The sequence below is a fragment of the Rossellomorea marisflavi genome (genome assembly GCF_001274775.1).
Taxonomy (GTDB): Bacteria; Bacillota; Bacilli; order Bacillales; family Bacillaceae_B; genus Rossellomorea; species Rossellomorea marisflavi.
This window is the reverse complement of record NZ_LGUE01000005.1, coordinates 180611-195571: the sequence shown is the minus strand read 5'-3', so window position 1 is coordinate 195571 and position 14961 is coordinate 180611. Positions and strand designations below refer to the sequence as shown.

Sequence of the window (14961 nt, the reverse complement as noted above, 5' to 3'; positions counted from 1 at the left end):
ACTGACTCCCCGCAGGAAAGCGGCCGACCGCAGCGAAACGGAACGCTCCCTTACAATCACACACCAATCCAAACACGCTTCCTAACTCCACTCTCATGCACAAAATAAAAACCGGACTCTCCGCGGAAAGAGTCCGATTTCCATTTGATCCCCTATTTCTTCTGTACTCCGAACCGTGCATTCAATTGACCCCTGATCATCTTCTGCTTCGCTTCGTTTTTCTCTTTTTTAGACAGCTCGTGTTTGATTTCCTTGGTCGTGACGCCTTCCTCCCGCTGGTCGGCAATATCCATCAATCGCTCCACATCACGGAACGAATACTTTCGGTACCCTCGATTGGACCGCTCAGGGAAAATCAGATTCTTCTCTTCATAATACCGGATTTTTCTCTCTGTCAAACCGGTAAGCTCACTGACGACCCCAATGGAAATCACTTTTTTATCCTTATAGGAAGGCTCCTTCTCCACACTCACTCATCCTCCTGAAAAGGGAATACCTTGATTATACATGAATCATCCTGAATTTGGATTGTTATGTGAGGAAACCTGACAAGAAAAATAGAATTTAGGTAGAAAAGCTTACACAACGGATGATTTCACCCGCTGAATCTCTTACACTTTTCTTATTCAGGTAGAAAGGGAGTGGAGTCAGTGCCTTTTTTGCGAGAAGCCGTTGAAAAACAGAAGGAGCAGTTCATCTGTCGACTGATGAAAGAGGGGGTGTATGAACGGAAGGAGGATGCTGAAAAATTGACCTTGACCGAGCTTGCCCTGCTGTTGGAGAACCATGTGAGGAAGAAATGAACAAAAGCCCTGTGGACACGGAGTCCACAGGGCTTTTAACGTATTATACCGGTTTAACCTTTTCTTTCAGTTCTTCTACATAGTGCTGGACGGCTTGGGCCGCGATGCTTCCATCACCGGTTGCCGTAACGATCTGACGCAGTTGTTTCTCACGTACGTCTCCAGCTGCGAAGATGCCGGGCACTTTCGTTTCCATTTGTTCGTTCGTTTCAATGTAGCCTTCTGCATTAGTGATGCCCAGGCTTTGGAATGGTTTTGTCAGCGGAAGCATACCGATGTAGATGAACACACCGTCTGCTTTGAATTCTGTTTCTTCTCCGCTTTCAGTGGACACGAGTGTCACACTTCCCACTTTTCCGTTGCCTTCGTTGATTTCTTTGATGGTATGGTTCCAGATGAAATCAACTTTTTCGTTATCGAACGCACGCTGTTGAAGGATCTTTTGGGCGCGCAGCTCGTCGCGACGGTGGACGATGGTCACTTTGTTCGCGAAACGGGTGAGGTATACCCCTTCTTCTACGGCAGAGTCTCCTCCTCCGATGACTACGAGGTCTTTGTTTTTGAAGAAGGCACCATCACATACGGCACAGTAAGAAACACCGCGTCCGCCGAGTTCCTTTTCACCAGGGACACCGATTTTTTTGTATTCGGCACCTGTGGTGATGATCACGGCACGGGCCTTGAATTCTTTTGAACCGGTTTTGATGATCTTGTACTCTTCACCATCGATGATTTCCTTGATATCGCCATATGCGTATTCCGCTCCGAATTTCTTCGCGTGGTCGAACATCTTGTTGGAAAGGTCAGGTCCTAGGATCGTATCGAATCCAGGGTAGTTTTCAACCTCTTCCGTGTTGGCCATCTGACCGCCCGGAACTCCCCTTTCAAGCATGAGTGTGGAAAGGTTCGCACGGGATGTATATACTGCAGCCGTCATGCCTGCAGGTCCTGCTCCGGCAATGATGACATCATAAATTTGCTCTTCTGACATAGCTGATTCTCCTTCCGAACAGAGTTCTTATTTAAATACTATGGAGGGTGGACCGTTTGGTTTCCTCCTTAGTATGAACTTCCTACGTCTATCCTATAAAATTAGGAAAGAACCGTCCAAATATATGCTCAGGAGAGGTAATCCTCAACAGTGGCGATATATTTTGTCAGCGTGGACACGGCAATCCCATATCGTCCGCTGACTTCCTTCTTCGTCTTTGCTTCGCTTCTGAGGCGGTACCAAGTGTACTCCAGCGCAGCAGCGAAAGCTTTTGTATTCTTAAAGTCTTCTCCTTCTTTCAAACCCCTATACGCAACGTTGAACCAAGTAAGGTACAGGCCGGACGTGACGCTTGAAATCGGATGGTGGTGCTTATACAAGTGAAGGGCGATCGCATGGATGGACTCAAGCGTCTCATTCACCTGTACCGACTTCCCTCCCCGCCCGTTCAGGATCTGGGCAAGATAAAGCTTTTCCACAATGGACAAATCGTCGATCTCACAAAAGTCGGCATGGGAAAGAATCGCTTCCTGATAATCGGATACAGACAGCAGGAATAGCCCGAATAGACGCTCTTCAGCATCTTCGCTCTTGAGCTTTTTCAGGATTGATGAGATATGGTTCTCAAATCCTTCCCCTTTCGGTTTCCCGCTCCACGGTTCCTGCCCTTCTTTTTCCGGGGCCAGGTCGAGCACCTTCTTCCACGCCTTACGGGCCGTATCATGACGGCCGGTTTCAAACGCTGAATGTGAAAGCCAGTAAAAGAAGCTTGCGTCTCCTTCAAAGCCCGTCTTTTGCAGTGACTTCAGCCATTCATAGCCTTTCTCCGCATGACCGATGAGGGCAAAGGTCGCTCCGAGCTTATAGCGATGTTCAAAGTTGATGGGACGCACTTTTTCAAGGCCGAGAATGAGCTCATCCAACTCATCGAATCTCCGCTGATAAAAGTAGAAGACAGCGGTATTGCACAGGGCGTGCAGATTCCCCGGGTTCTTCTCCAATACCTCTTCCAGGGTGGAAGCGGCCTGTTCCACTTCACCAAGGTAAAAGTACGCGAGGGCGAGATTGTTATAAGCCGACCAGAATTCGGGATACTCCTTGATCACACCTTGAAGGGTATCAGCCGCCTTCTGGAAGTTGCCTGCCTCCAGCTGTGTTTTCGCTTTTTCCTGCTTGGCGATCAGGTCATCGTGTTCGTACAGGTCATCGGTGATCAGGTCGGAATCGAGTTCGAGGAGCTCGAGGAGATCTTCGGCGTCTTCGGCAAATTCACCGTAGCGATCCTTTTCAAGGTAGGCGGACACCTGTTCATACGCTTCCTTGAACAAACCGAGATGCGCATAGTTGTTTGCCAGGAAGTAATGGCACTCGTTCATGCGTGGATCCAGATCCTTCAGGATTTCATGCAGCAGTTCATTGGCTTTTTTGAAATCACCGAGTTCTGTCAGGACAATGGAAAGCTGACATGCGATCATCGGCTCCAATGGTTCCAGTTGTAATGCTCTATTTAAATATTTTAATGATTTTTTCAGTTCACGATGGTGGTATGCTTTCATCCCTTTCGTGAAGTAATACTCACCTGTTGGGACGAAGGACAGCACCTTTGCTTGCTCACTGACTGTTTTTGACCCTTTTTTCATCAAAATCCTCCGAAACGTTCGTAATGTAACTACCGTAGTATAACATACAACGCACCGCTACTGAACTACCATATTTTAAGGGGCGGCCACCGCAGGATATGCAGGGACCGCCCCTTGAGGGATTACTTATTATGACGCTCGAGCAGCACGTTGAATACGTCATCCAATGGAAGTTTTTGCTCCCTCAGGAGGACCAGGACGTGGTAGAAGAGATCGGCGGTTTCCCACTTCAGCTCTTCCGCATCACGGTTCTTCGCCGCGATGATGACTTCTGATGCTTCCTCTCCTACCTTCTTGAGGATCTTATCGACCCCTTTTTCAAAGAGATAGGTCGTGTATGCCCCTTCCGGACGCTCTGCGTCACGGTCGGCAATCAAGGATTCCAGCGTCTTCAGGATTTCTGCACCTGTCGAAGTCTTCTCCCCGTGTACGGTTTCACTGAAGCAGCTTTCCGCACCGGTATGGCACGCCGGGCCTGCCTTCTCCACCATCACAAGAAGGGCATCCTTATCGCAGTCCCACGTAATGTTCCGTACCTTTTGGGTGTTCCCACTCGTTTCCCCTTTATGCCAAAGTTCCTGCCGGGACCGTGAATAGAACCAAGTCTCTCCGGTCTCCACCGTCTTCTTCAATGATGTTTCATTCATATAAGCCAGGGTCAGTACTTCCTTCGTCCCTGCATCCTGGATGATGGCAGGTACGAGCCCCGCCTCATCATAGACGACATCTGCAAACCATTCTGTCATCGTACATGCACCTCCTGCGTTCGTAAGTATCGTTTCACTTCTTCTATGCTTGTTTCTTTATAGTGGAAAATGGAAGCAGCAAGGGCGGCATCGGCTCGCCCTTCAGTGAAGGCATCCTTGAAGTGCTCTGCATTCCCTGCCCCGCCAGAAGCGATGACCGGAATCGAGACAGCTTCACTCACCGCCTTCGTCAGTTCAAGATGGAAGCCGCTTTTCTCCCCGTCGCTGTCCATGCTCGTGAGGAGGATCTCACCCGCTCCAAGGGATTCTGCCGTTTTTGCCCACTCGATGGCATCGAGGTCTGTCAGCTTCCTGCCTCCGTGGGTATAGACGCCGAAAGTCCCGTTCTCTACATCCTTCTTCGCATCGATGGCGACGACGATGCACTGTGAACCGAAATAGTCTGCGCCTTCTTTGATCAAATCCGGTCTCAGCACCGCCGCCGTGTTGAGGGAAACTTTATCGGCACCGGCACGAAGGATCCTCTTCATGTCGTCGACGGAGTTGATCCCGCCGCCGACGGTAAAGGGGATTGCAAGCTCTGCTGCCACCTGCCGAACCACCTCGACCATCGTTTCGCGCCCTTCGTGGGAGGCGGAGATATCGAGGAATACAAGCTCGTCCGCTCCCTGCTCATCATAGGCCTTCGCAAGCTCCACCGGATCGCCTGCGTCACGCAGCTCGATGAACTGGATGCCTTTGACGACACGTCCTTCCTTTACATCGAGGCAGGGGATGATTCGTTTCGTTAGCATGATGTCACCTCTCTGATGGCTTCCGCCACGGTGAATTTCCCCGTATAGAGGGATTTGCCGCAGATGGCTCCGCTCACACCGCTTTCCTTCAGCGTCTTCAGATCCTGAAGGGAGCTTACCCCACCTGAAGCGATGACGGAGGCGCCGGTCGCCCGAGCCAGTTCCCGGTTCGCTTCGACGTTTGGCCCGGAAAGCATCCCGTCTGTTGCGATATCCGTGAAGATGAAGGTCTTCGCCCCTGCATCAGCAAGGTCCTTCCCGAGGTCAATGGCTGTGAGCTCCGACGTCTCAAGCCAGCCGTGTGTGGCCACATAGCCATCCTTCGCATCGAGACCGATGACGATGCGATCTCCCCCGTAGCGCTTGATCCAGGATTTCACGAGTTCCGTTTGGGATACCGCGATGCTTCCAAGGATGACACGATCGACCCCTGCATCAAGATAATAGTCGATATCATTTTCAGTACGGATTCCTCCGCCGATCTGCACCTTGGCACCAAGGTTTTTGGCGACATTCAGCACATGCTCCCCGTTGACCCGGGAGCCTGCTTTCGCTCCGTCCAGGTCCACCATATGGATCCAGGATGCCCCTTGGTCCGCGAAGCCAGCAGCCATATCAAACGGGGAATCCCCGTAGATGGTTTCTTGATTATAATCTCCCTGAATCAGTCTGACACATTTGCCACCGCGCATATCAATCGCGGGATAGATGGTAAAACTCATGCTTTAACCTCCACGCGTGTTGTGAAATTCTTAAGAAGCTCCATCCCCAATTCTCCGCTTTTCTCAGGGTGGAACTGCATGCCATATACATTGTCACGGCTCACGACCGCGGGGATCTGCAAGCCGGCGTAGTCTGCCGACGCAACCGTCACATCAGCCGCCCCTTCGTGAACGTAATAGGAATGGACGAAATACACGTACCCTTCTCCCAACCCTTCGGTCAGGATGGACGGCTTGGCGTAGGTGAGGTGATTCCAGCCCATATGGGGCACTTTATACGTGTTCCCGTCCCGATCTTCCTTGGGGATGCGGACGACCGTTCCCGGCAGGAGACCAAGTCCCTTTGTACGGCCGTTTTCTTCGCTATCCTCAAACAGGAGCTGCATGCCGAGGCAGATGCCAAGGAGCGGCTTCCCTGTGTGCACAAAGGCCGTGATCGTTTCCTTCAGATGAGTGGACTCTAACAGGGCCATGGCATCCTTGAACGCCCCGACACCGGGAAGGATGATCCCGTCCGCCTTCAAGAGCTCTTCTTGATCATCGCTGATCACATACGGGACACCGAGCCTTTCCAGTGCTTTGCTGACACTGAATAAATTCCCCATGCCATAGTCGACGATTCCGATCATGATTTACAGCATCCCCTTCGTCGACGGGATCCCTTTCACACGGGGATCGATGGTCGTTGCTTCATCGAGGGCACGCCCTAGCGCCTTGAAGATCGCCTCGATGATGTGGTGGGTATTGTGTCCGTAATGAACAATGACGTGAAGGTTCATCCGCGCTTCCAAGGCGAGCTTCCAGAGGAATTCGTGGACAAGCTCCGTATCGAATGTCCCCACTTTCTGACTCGGTAGCTCGGCACGGAATTCCAGATGCGGACGATTGCTCAAGTCCACTACGACTTGGGCCAATGCCTCATCCATTGGAACGAAGGCAGAACCGTATCGCTTGATCCCCCGTTTGTCACCCAGGGCTTCCACCAGTGCCTGTCCAAGACAGATGCCGATATCCTCCGTTGTATGGTGATCATCCACTTCGATATCCCCATTCGCTTCGATGACCGTATCGAACTGGCCATGCTTGGTAAAGAGGTCGAGCATATGAGTCATGAACGGGACTCCGGTCTCGATCTTCGAGTTCCCTTCCCCGTCAACGCCAAAAGACAGGCTGATATTGGTTTCGTTCGTCTTACGTGTGATAGTCGCATTTCTCGTCATGGTCTGCACTCCTTTTACTTTTCACCCTTGAATCTGATTTCTACCGCTCTGGCATGGGCTTCGAGCCCTTCGAGTCTGGCAAGCTTGGCGATTTTGTCGCCATGTTCCTTCAGGGCTGCTTCACTATATGAAATGATGCTCGTCTTCTTCATGAATTCATCTACATTCAACGGACTTGAGAATCGCGCCGTTCCGTTGGTGGGCAGTACGTGATTGGGACCGGCAAAATAGTCGCCGACAGGCTCTGAGCTGTATCGCCCGAGGAAGATCGCACCCGCATGGCGGATCGAGGCCATCGTTTCGAACGGATGAGCGGTCAGGATCTCGAGATGCTCCGGTGCAAGATCATTCACGACCTCTACGCCTTCCTCCATGGAATCAACGACATAGATGGTGCCGTACTCTTCAATGGACCTCCTGGCAATCCCTTCTCGCGGAAGGCTTGAAAGCTGCTCTTCCACCTCTCGGGAAACCTTTTCGGCAAGCTCACTTGAATCGGTCACGAGTACCGCTGATGCCAGGACGTCATGCTCCGCCTGTGAAAGCAGATCTGCCGCGATTTCATCGGCATGCTGATGCCCATCGGCGAGGATGACGATTTCACTCGGTCCTGCGATCATATCGATATCCACATCGCCGAATACTTCCCGCTTGGCAAGGGCCACGTAGATATTTCCCGGTCCGGTGATCTTATCGACGGATGCGATCGATTCGGTTCCATAGGCAAGGGCCGCAACCGCCTGGGCGCCTCCGACCTTATAGATTTCCTTCACGCCGGCGATCTCCGCTGCAACGAGGACACCTGCCGGGATCTTCCCGTCCTTGCCCGGTGGAGAAACCATGACGATCCGCTCCACTCCCGCGACTTTTGCAGGAAGGACATTCATCAGGACCGAAGACGGATAGGCGGCGGTCCCGCCCGGCACATACACCCCGACAGAGTCGAGGGGGGTCATCTTCTGACCGAGCATGGTACCATCCGCTTTCGTTTCAAACCAAGAAGGACGCTTCTGCTTTTCATGAAAGTCCCGTATGTTGCACGCTGCCTCCTCGATGATCGTGATCAACTCGGGATCGAGACCTGAGAAGGCGTCCTCGATCTCATCACGGGTAACAGCCAGGCTTTCGAGGTGCACTCCGTCAAATTTCTCCGTGAGGCGGTGGAGGGCATCATCTCCAGCTTTTTTCACCTCTGCAATGATCGCCTGTACGGCTCTTCTCTGCTCTTCGGTTCCACTGTCCACGGAACGCTTGATGGACGCTCCTTTGATGTTATCGATGATGTTCACTGAGGTTCCCCCTTCCCGGTTTCATTCCCCGATCACCTTTGATAATCGGTCCACAAGGTCTTCTATTTTTTCGTCCTTCATCCGGTAGCTCACCGGATTGACGATCAGTCTCGAAGTGATATCCACAATCGTTTCGAATTCAACAAGTCCATTCTCCTTCAAGGTCCTGCCTGTAGAGACGATATCCACGATGCGGTCTGCAAGTCCGATAAGGGGCGCAAGCTCGATGGAACCATTCAGCTTGATGATTTCCACCTGTTCTCCTTGTTCACGGAAATAGGATGAAGCCACATTCGGATATTTTGTTGCGATTTTCGGTGCCACTTCGCTCATCTTCGTATCAGGCAGTCCCGCGACGGCAAGATAACAGTCGCTGATGCGAAGGTCGAGGAGTTCATATACATCCCGTTCTTCCTCCAGCATCACATCCTTGCCTGCAATCCCGAGGTCTGCTACACCGTGTTCCACATAAGTCGGTACATCCATGGGCTTGGCGAGGATGAAGCGGAGATCTTCTGCCGGCACCTCGATGATCAGCTTCCGTGAATCATCGAATTCCGGTGGCAGATCGTATCCGGCCCTCCGCAATAGTTCGACGGCCTCTTCAAAAATTCTTCCCTTCGGCATGGCAATGGTCAGACTCATCGGATGCCACCACCTTTCCCGCCGGCTCCGATACAGTAATGAACCGAGTTGAATAGTTTCGTATACTCATCCACGTCACTCACGCCACGCAGGCTCTGCAGGACGACGGATCGTCCTTCACCCCTCAGCTCGCGGGCGATTTCGAACGCTTCCTTCCTGCGCTCATCGCTGTACAGGATGCATTCCTGCTCAGGACGCTCCAATTTCACCTGAAGGGCCTCCAATACGTAATCGAGACGGAGTCCGAAGCCTGTCGCTCCTGAATCTTTCCCGAATTTCTCCAGAAGCTTATTGTAACGGCCGCCATTCCCGATGGCGAAGCCGACATTCTCACCGTACACCTCGAACAGGATGCCGGAATAATAGCTCATATGACTCACGAGGCTGAGGTCGAACTTGATATGATCCTCCACACCGTGGTCTTTCAAGATCCCCCACAGCTCGCGGAGTTCATTCAATGCTTCCATCCCCTTGCTTCCTTCAAGGAGGGCTTCCGCTTCTTCAAGGACCCCATCTGCTCCCCGAAGATTCAAGAAACCTTTCAAGCGATCTTTATCGATGGAAGATAGGGAGAGCTCCTCAACATGGCGGCGATACCCCACATAATTTTTCTCATAAAGGAAACGGCGCAGGATATCGGCGCGTTCGTCGGTCCCGACGATCCCTTTGAACAATTGCTGGACGAATCCGATGTGACCGACCGAGACTTTGAAGTGCTTCAGCCCGGCTTCCCTCAAGGTTTCGACCATCAGGGCAATTACTTCCCCGTCGGCACTGACGGACGGATCACCGATGCACTCGATTCCCACCTGCTCAAATTCCGCGGGTCTGCCGCCTTCACGCTGCTGGGCCCGGAATACGCTGTCGGAATAAGCGAGCCTCAGGGGCGCCTCGTCCTTCAGCAGTTTGGATGCTGCGATCCTAGCAATGGGAGCCGTCATATCCGGGCGCAGCACGAGGGTGTGTCCCTGCTGATCCAGGAGCTTGAATAATTGTTGATCCAGGATGGCCGAAGCATCGCCGACCGTTTCGTGGTATTCCAGGGTCGGTGTCTCGATGAGGCGGTACCCCCAGCGCGACATTTCCGCAACCATCCTGCTTTTCGTCTGATCTTTGACCTCATATAAGTCAGGGAATGTATCTCTCATCCCCAATGGCTTCTCGAACATGAATAGCTTTGTCATACGAACCACCTTTTGAACGTAGTATCCTGATCTTTTCCCTTGATTGAACTTTCTCAATCCTTTAGTTCGCTAATATACTAATAAAATAAAGTTACATGTAGTGTAGCGCTTCTTTTTGATTCCGTCAACCGATTTGAAGCTGATTCCTGCGAGGAATGACATGACCACCTATACTTGAAAGGAACGGGAATTCAATACTCCCATTCTCTCCAAAACAGATGACCGTATTTCACTTCATCAAAATACACCCTACTCTTTCTATCGGCTCCGGACATCCAATCCTATACAGGATCCCCTTATCCACACCAATTCAAAAAAAACGGAAAGGACATCAGTCCCTTCCGGTTTTGGCGGTTCCATAAATCTCGTCGTCATTCCAGCGATCGGCGAGTTCTTCTTTTGTGTAGATGATGCGCATGGGGTTCCCTCCTACGAAGGCACCAGGTGGCACATCTTTATGCACGAGGGTTCCGGCAGATACGATGGCCCCATCACCGATGCTGACACCGGGAAGGATCGTCGTGTTTGCTCCGATCATGACCTCCGAACCGATCTCGACGTTCCCCAGCCGGTACTCCTTGATCAAGTACTCGTGGGCAAGGATGGTCGTGTTATAGCCGATGACCGTATTCCGGCCGACGGAGATCTTCTCCGGAAACATGACGTCCAGCATGACCATCAGGGCGAAAGACGTCTGCTCCCCGATCTCCATTTTGAGGAACGTGCGGTAGAGCCAGTTCTTCAAGCCGAGAAACGGGGTGTAGCGCCCTGCCTGGATGACAAGGAAGTTCTTCACCACCTTGGCGAAGGGGACGGTTTTGTACACATGCCATAGGGAGTTCGCTCCCTCGACCGGGTACCTTGTCGTCCGTCTCATCCCTCAGCCCCTACGATCGTCAGGATGTCCTGCATCGTATCGAGCATGAAGTCTGGTTCATACTGCTCGAGATGGGCTTTTCCCTTTGCACTCCAAGCCACCCCTGCAGACAACGTTCCTGCGTTCCGCCCACCAAGGATATCATGATGGTTGTCACCGACCATGAGCGCTTCCTCAGGTGTGGATCCGAGCGCTTCCAATGCTTTTTGGACAGGTTCCGGATTCGGCTTCGGATGCTCCACTTCATCAAGGCTGATGATCACATCGAAGTATGGTTTCAGCCCCATGAGCTCCAGGCCGCGAATGACCATCATACGTGACTTTGTGGAGACGATGGCAAGCTTGTAGCCCTGTTCATGAAGGGTTTCGATCGTTTCCGTGACCCCTTCGAACTCCTTGACGAGCTCATCGTGGTTCGCCCGGTTGTGCTCCCGGTAGTGGGCACACATCTCATCACATTGATCCGGATTCAATTTTCCGAATGATTCTTTAAGGGGCGGCCCCATGAACGGGAGGACACTTTCGCGATCATAGTCACCCGGGTAAAAGTGGTTCAAGGTGTGGAGGAACGAAGAAATGATCAGTTCGTTTGTATCGATCAGTGTTCCGTCCAGATCAAACAGTATGGTTGTAATCTTCCTCATATTGACGCTCCTTTTCTTTCTTCACATCGACTTTCCGCCAGAAGTAGGCGATTGTCACCGTCAGCAGGATGGCCGTGGTGAGTCGTATGGCCAAAAGCGGCCACACCGGGATTCCAAGCGGGATGAAGATCAAGGTATCTTCTACCACGGCATGGCAGGCAACCAAGAAGATGAAGGCAAGGGTCACATCCCGCTTGCTTACACCTTCTTCTTTGACTGCCTGGATCATGACCCCAGCCCCGTAGGCAAGACCCACGACCAGACCCGTCACCATGGTGGACGACGTATTGGCATTCATACCGAGGGCGTGGGTGATAGGGGCCATCCATCTGGAGAAGACGTCCATCCACTTCAGGTCCTTCATGATCTGGATGATCATCATGAGGGGAATGACGATGATGGCAAGCTGAATCACCCCATAACCCGCTTTCTGAAGTCCAAGAAGGATGATTTGTCCCCATCCATGTGGGTCAGCCTGCTCCGCAGGCATCATCCCGTACTGGGCAAGCTCTGCGCCACCATCCCATACAAGATTGATGACAATGGCAGACAGGAGGGCAAGGCCGATCCTGACAATCAGAATCAGCCAGATCTTCACGCCGACCTTCGAAGCCACAGTGGACTCGATGAATAGATTATGGGAGAAAGACAGCATGACGGCGATGATGAACACTTCCTTCACCGTCAGGTCCAAAGAGAGGATTCCCCCGATACCTGCGTAGAGGTTGAGGAAATTCCCAAGTACCAACGGAATGGCAGCATCCCCGGAAAGGCCGAGGATTTTCATGAATGGGGCAATCCTGTCCATGACCCACGGAAGGACAGGAGTGTATTGCAGAATGAAGACGAGAAGCGTGATCGGGAAAATCACCTTCCCAAGGGACCAGGTCGTTTTCAAGCCGACGAGCCCCCCCGTTCTGATCGATCCGAGCATGCTGTCTCCCCCTTTAGCTTTTGGCGTTCTCTTTTTCCTCGTAGTACTGGTTCGCGAGGCCCGTTTTCCTTCTATAGATCATCGTCACGATGGCGGCAACGATCAGTGCGACGGATATGACCTGTGCAAACCTGAAGTCTCCGAGCATCAGACTATCGGTCCGCATGCCTTCCACGAAGAAGCGTCCGATGGAGTATCCGATGACATATGTAAGGAACAATTCTCCCCTTCTCAATGATTTCACCTTCCGGCGGATAATCAAGAGTAGGATGAGGACGACCACATTCCAGAGTGATTCATACAAGAATGTAGGATGATAGTATGCTCCGTCGATGTACATTTGATCAATGATGAATCTCGGCAGATGCAGATTCTCAAGGAACTGACGTGAAACTTCCCGGCCGTGGGCTTCCTGATTGATGAAATTCCCCCAGCGTCCGATTGCCTGGCCGACGATCAAACTCGGAGCCGCGATATCGGTGAGCTTCCAGAAGGAAAGCCCCTTTATCTTGGCAAAAATGATGGTCGTTAGCACCGAGCCGATCAGGGCTCCGTGGATGGCGATCCCACCATTCCAGATTTTGATGATATCCTCTGGATGATCGGCATAATAGTTGTTCCATTCGAAAGCTACATAGTAAATGCGAGCAGAGATGATGGCAATCGGGATTGCCCATACGAGCAGGTCGATGAATGTATCTGGATGCAGTCCCTGGCGCTTGCTTTCACGGATGACCATATACATTCCGAGGGCGATGCCAAGGCCTATGATGACCCCATACCAGTGGACCGAAATGGGACCGAGTTGAAAGGCGATGGGATCGATCGGCGTGATTGTCTCGTTCATAATTCTTCTCCTTCATCAGCGGGCCCGTGACCCGGTTTTTCAATCCATGTCGTCATGGTCGCCGTCTTCGATGACATCTGACAAACGATTGGTGAATTGTTCGGCTGCGTTCACACCCATCCTCTTCAGACGGAAGTTCATGGCGGCCACTTCGATGATGACGGCCAGATTTCGTCCTGGTCGCACAGGGACCGTCAGCTTTGTGATTTCCGTGTCGATGATTTTCATTTTCTCTTCGTCGAGACCAAGGCGGTCATATTGCTTCGCTTTATCCCAAAGCTCGAGATTGATGCAAAGGGTGATGCGCTTATGACTTCTCACGGCCCCCGCACCGAACAAGGTCATGACATTGATGATGCCAAGACCGCGGATCTCAAGGAGGTGTTCAATGAGATCAGGGGAATTCCCGATGAGGGTATCCATGTCTTCCTGCCTGATTTCCACACAGTCATCGGCTACAAGGCGGTGTCCGCGTTTCACAAGCTCAAGGGCCGTTTCACTTTTACCGACGCCGCTTTTACCGGTGATGAGTACACCGACGCCATAGATATCCACAAGGACACCGTGGATCGCCGTCGTTGGCGCAAGCTTGCTTTCCAGATAATTCGTGAGATGCGAAGAAAATCTCGTCGTCTTCATCGGTGACCTCATGACCGGCACGTCATACCGATTGGCCGCGTCAATCAAATCAGGTGGCACCTCAAGCTCCCGTGAAATGATGATGCCGGGTGTGATATCGGTACAGAGGGATTCAAGCCTTCTTTTCCGCTCTGCGTCGTCAAGCAAGTCAAGGAACGTGATCTCCGTCTTCCCAAGGAGCTGAATCCGCTCTGCAGGATAATAGTCGAAATAACCGGCAATCTCAAGGCCGGGTCTTGATATATCACTCATCGTAATCGGTCTATGTAATCCTTCTTCTCCACCGACAAGCTCAAGATGGAACTTATCCATGATGTCTTTCGTGCGCACTTTTGCCACTCTTTACTCCTCCTTCAACTTGCTGTACCTCTAACCTATTTTAGCAATTATGTGGAAAAGCGCAAGGTAATGGTAAGCACGCAAAAAAGCGGCCCATGCCTGATGACGGCACGGGCCACTCTCTTATGCTTTTCGTTTCGGTTCGAATATCGCTTTTTGGATGATCAGGTTGCACGCGGATAAGATGATGCTCGCCAAGAAGGCCATTCCGAATCCTGAAATCTCAAAGCTGCTCCCCATGATTTTATCCGTGAGCATCAAGGTGATGGCATTGATGACAAACAGGAATAAACCGAGGGAAAGAATCGTAACCGGCAGCGTCAGGATGATCAGGATCGGCCTGACAAGCACATTCAGGAATGATAGGATGATGCTCGCTAAAATGGCGGCTCCGATCCCCGTCACCTGGAATCCTTCAAAAAAGCCGGCTAACGCTATAAATATGACCGCATTGATAAGTATACCTATAATCCACCTCATTATCTGATGGAATCCTCCTCATTCGGCAGCACAAAGGCAAGTAGGGCATATACCACGACTAGGGGGAAGAAGCCCGTCGGGATCAGCAGCAGGATGAAGGCGACCCTCAGGATGATGGGGTCGATCCCCACCGTCCTTGATAAGCCCCCGAGCACTCCTGCCAGCTTTCTATCAGACCTTGTTCGTGCCAATGTTTTCTTCATGAT

General features: G+C 51.7%; 19 protein-coding genes. 1 reads left to right on the top strand and 18 read right to left on the bottom strand.

Annotated elements, in window-relative coordinates; translation table 11 throughout:
• Positions 1 to 152: 152 nt before the first annotated feature.
• The gene (locus tag AF331_RS16190) at positions 153 to 467 is read right to left on the bottom strand and encodes a MerR family transcriptional regulator (protein WP_048006705.1); all 315 of its coding nucleotides are present in this window, start codon (positions 465 to 467) and stop codon (positions 153 to 155) included.
• Positions 468 to 650: 183 nt separating this feature from the next.
• On the opposite strand from AF331_RS16190, the gene AF331_RS22540 reads away from it, so the two are divergent.
• The gene (locus tag AF331_RS22540; RefSeq protein WP_159644293.1) at positions 651 to 803 is read left to right on the top strand and encodes a hypothetical protein; all 153 of its coding nucleotides are present in this window, start codon (positions 651 to 653) and stop codon (positions 801 to 803) included.
• A 43-nt stretch (positions 804 to 846) separates the two neighbouring features.
• On the opposite strand, the gene trxB is transcribed toward AF331_RS22540, so the two are convergent.
• The 17 genes from trxB to AF331_RS16105 all read right to left on the bottom strand — a co-directional run bounded on the left by trxB (position 847) and on the right by AF331_RS16105 (position 14958).
• Entirely contained in the window at positions 847 to 1794 is a 948-nt protein-coding gene (gene trxB / locus AF331_RS16185; protein ID WP_053429130.1) for a thioredoxin-disulfide reductase, read from the bottom strand.
• A 128-nt stretch (positions 1795 to 1922) separates the two neighbouring features.
• Positions 1923 to 3434 (bottom strand): tetratricopeptide repeat protein, encoded by a 1512-nt coding sequence (locus AF331_RS16180; RefSeq protein WP_053429129.1) that lies wholly within the window; start codon positions 3432 to 3434, stop codon positions 1923 to 1925.
• Positions 3435 to 3556: 122 nt separating this feature from the next.
• Complete coding sequence (gene hisIE, locus AF331_RS16175; protein WP_053429128.1) at positions 3557 to 4180, bottom strand: bifunctional phosphoribosyl-AMP cyclohydrolase/phosphoribosyl-ATP diphosphatase HisIE; 624 nt, start codon at positions 4178 to 4180, stop codon at positions 3557 to 3559.
• Positions 4177 to 4935, bottom strand: a complete 759-nt coding sequence (gene hisF, locus AF331_RS16170; RefSeq protein WP_053429127.1) for an imidazole glycerol phosphate synthase subunit HisF — start codon at positions 4933 to 4935, stop codon at positions 4177 to 4179. Before hisF ends, hisIE begins: the two co-directional genes overlap by 4 nt.
• Positions 4929 to 5657: a 1-(5-phosphoribosyl)-5-[(5-phosphoribosylamino)methylideneamino]imidazole-4-carboxamide isomerase gene (gene hisA / locus AF331_RS16165; protein ID WP_053429126.1), complete on the bottom strand. Its 729-nt coding sequence runs from the start codon at positions 5655 to 5657 to the stop codon at positions 4929 to 4931. Before hisA ends, hisF begins: the two co-directional genes overlap by 7 nt.
• Positions 5654 to 6286: an imidazole glycerol phosphate synthase subunit HisH gene (hisH, locus tag AF331_RS16160; RefSeq protein WP_053429125.1), complete on the bottom strand. Its 633-nt coding sequence runs from the start codon at positions 6284 to 6286 to the stop codon at positions 5654 to 5656. The genes hisA and hisH overlap by 4 nt, the downstream gene beginning before the upstream one ends.
• Before the next feature lie 3 nt (positions 6287 to 6289).
• Entirely contained in the window at positions 6290 to 6877 is a 588-nt protein-coding gene (hisB, locus tag AF331_RS16155; protein WP_053429124.1) for an imidazoleglycerol-phosphate dehydratase HisB, read from the bottom strand.
• 14 nt (positions 6878 to 6891) lie between these two features.
• The gene (gene hisD / locus AF331_RS16150; RefSeq protein ID WP_053429123.1) at positions 6892 to 8166 is read right to left on the bottom strand and encodes a histidinol dehydrogenase; all 1275 of its coding nucleotides are present in this window, start codon (positions 8164 to 8166) and stop codon (positions 6892 to 6894) included.
• A 21-nt stretch (positions 8167 to 8187) separates the two neighbouring features.
• Positions 8188 to 8811: an ATP phosphoribosyltransferase gene (hisG, locus tag AF331_RS16145; RefSeq protein ID WP_048016192.1), complete on the bottom strand. Its 624-nt coding sequence runs from the start codon at positions 8809 to 8811 to the stop codon at positions 8188 to 8190.
• On the bottom strand, positions 8808 to 9995 hold the full coding sequence (locus tag AF331_RS16140) for an ATP phosphoribosyltransferase regulatory subunit (protein ID WP_053429122.1): 1188 nt from the start codon (positions 9993 to 9995) through the stop codon (positions 8808 to 8810). The genes hisG and AF331_RS16140 overlap by 4 nt, the downstream gene beginning before the upstream one ends.
• Positions 9996 to 10326: 331 nt before the next feature.
• Positions 10327 to 10872, bottom strand: coding sequence for an acyltransferase (locus AF331_RS16135; protein ID WP_053429121.1), 546 nt, complete (start codon positions 10870 to 10872; stop codon positions 10327 to 10329).
• The gene (gene ppaX, locus AF331_RS16130; protein WP_053429120.1) at positions 10869 to 11516 is read right to left on the bottom strand and encodes a pyrophosphatase PpaX; all 648 of its coding nucleotides are present in this window, start codon (positions 11514 to 11516) and stop codon (positions 10869 to 10871) included. Before ppaX ends, AF331_RS16135 begins: the two co-directional genes overlap by 4 nt.
• Positions 11488 to 12450 carry a nucleoside recognition domain-containing protein gene (locus AF331_RS16125; protein WP_053429119.1) on the bottom strand — a complete coding sequence of 321 codons (963 nt, stop codon included), beginning with the start codon at positions 12448 to 12450 and terminating at the stop codon, positions 11488 to 11490. The genes ppaX and AF331_RS16125 overlap by 29 nt, the downstream gene beginning before the upstream one ends.
• A 13-nt stretch (positions 12451 to 12463) precedes the next feature.
• Positions 12464 to 13297 (bottom strand): prolipoprotein diacylglyceryl transferase, encoded by an 834-nt coding sequence (gene lgt / locus AF331_RS16120; RefSeq protein WP_053429118.1) that lies wholly within the window; start codon positions 13295 to 13297, stop codon positions 12464 to 12466.
• Between the two features lie 39 nt (positions 13298 to 13336).
• Positions 13337 to 14275: an HPr(Ser) kinase/phosphatase gene (hprK, locus tag AF331_RS16115; RefSeq protein WP_053429117.1), complete on the bottom strand. Its 939-nt coding sequence runs from the start codon at positions 14273 to 14275 to the stop codon at positions 13337 to 13339.
• 123 nt (positions 14276 to 14398) lie between these two features.
• Positions 14399 to 14755, bottom strand: coding sequence for a phage holin family protein (locus tag AF331_RS16110; RefSeq protein WP_053429116.1), 357 nt, complete (start codon positions 14753 to 14755; stop codon positions 14399 to 14401).
• Positions 14755 to 14958, bottom strand: a complete 204-nt coding sequence (locus tag AF331_RS16105) for a PspC domain-containing protein (protein ID WP_053429115.1) — start codon at positions 14956 to 14958, stop codon at positions 14755 to 14757. The genes AF331_RS16110 and AF331_RS16105 overlap by 1 nt, the downstream gene beginning before the upstream one ends.
• Between the last annotated feature and the right edge of the window lie 3 nt (positions 14959 to 14961).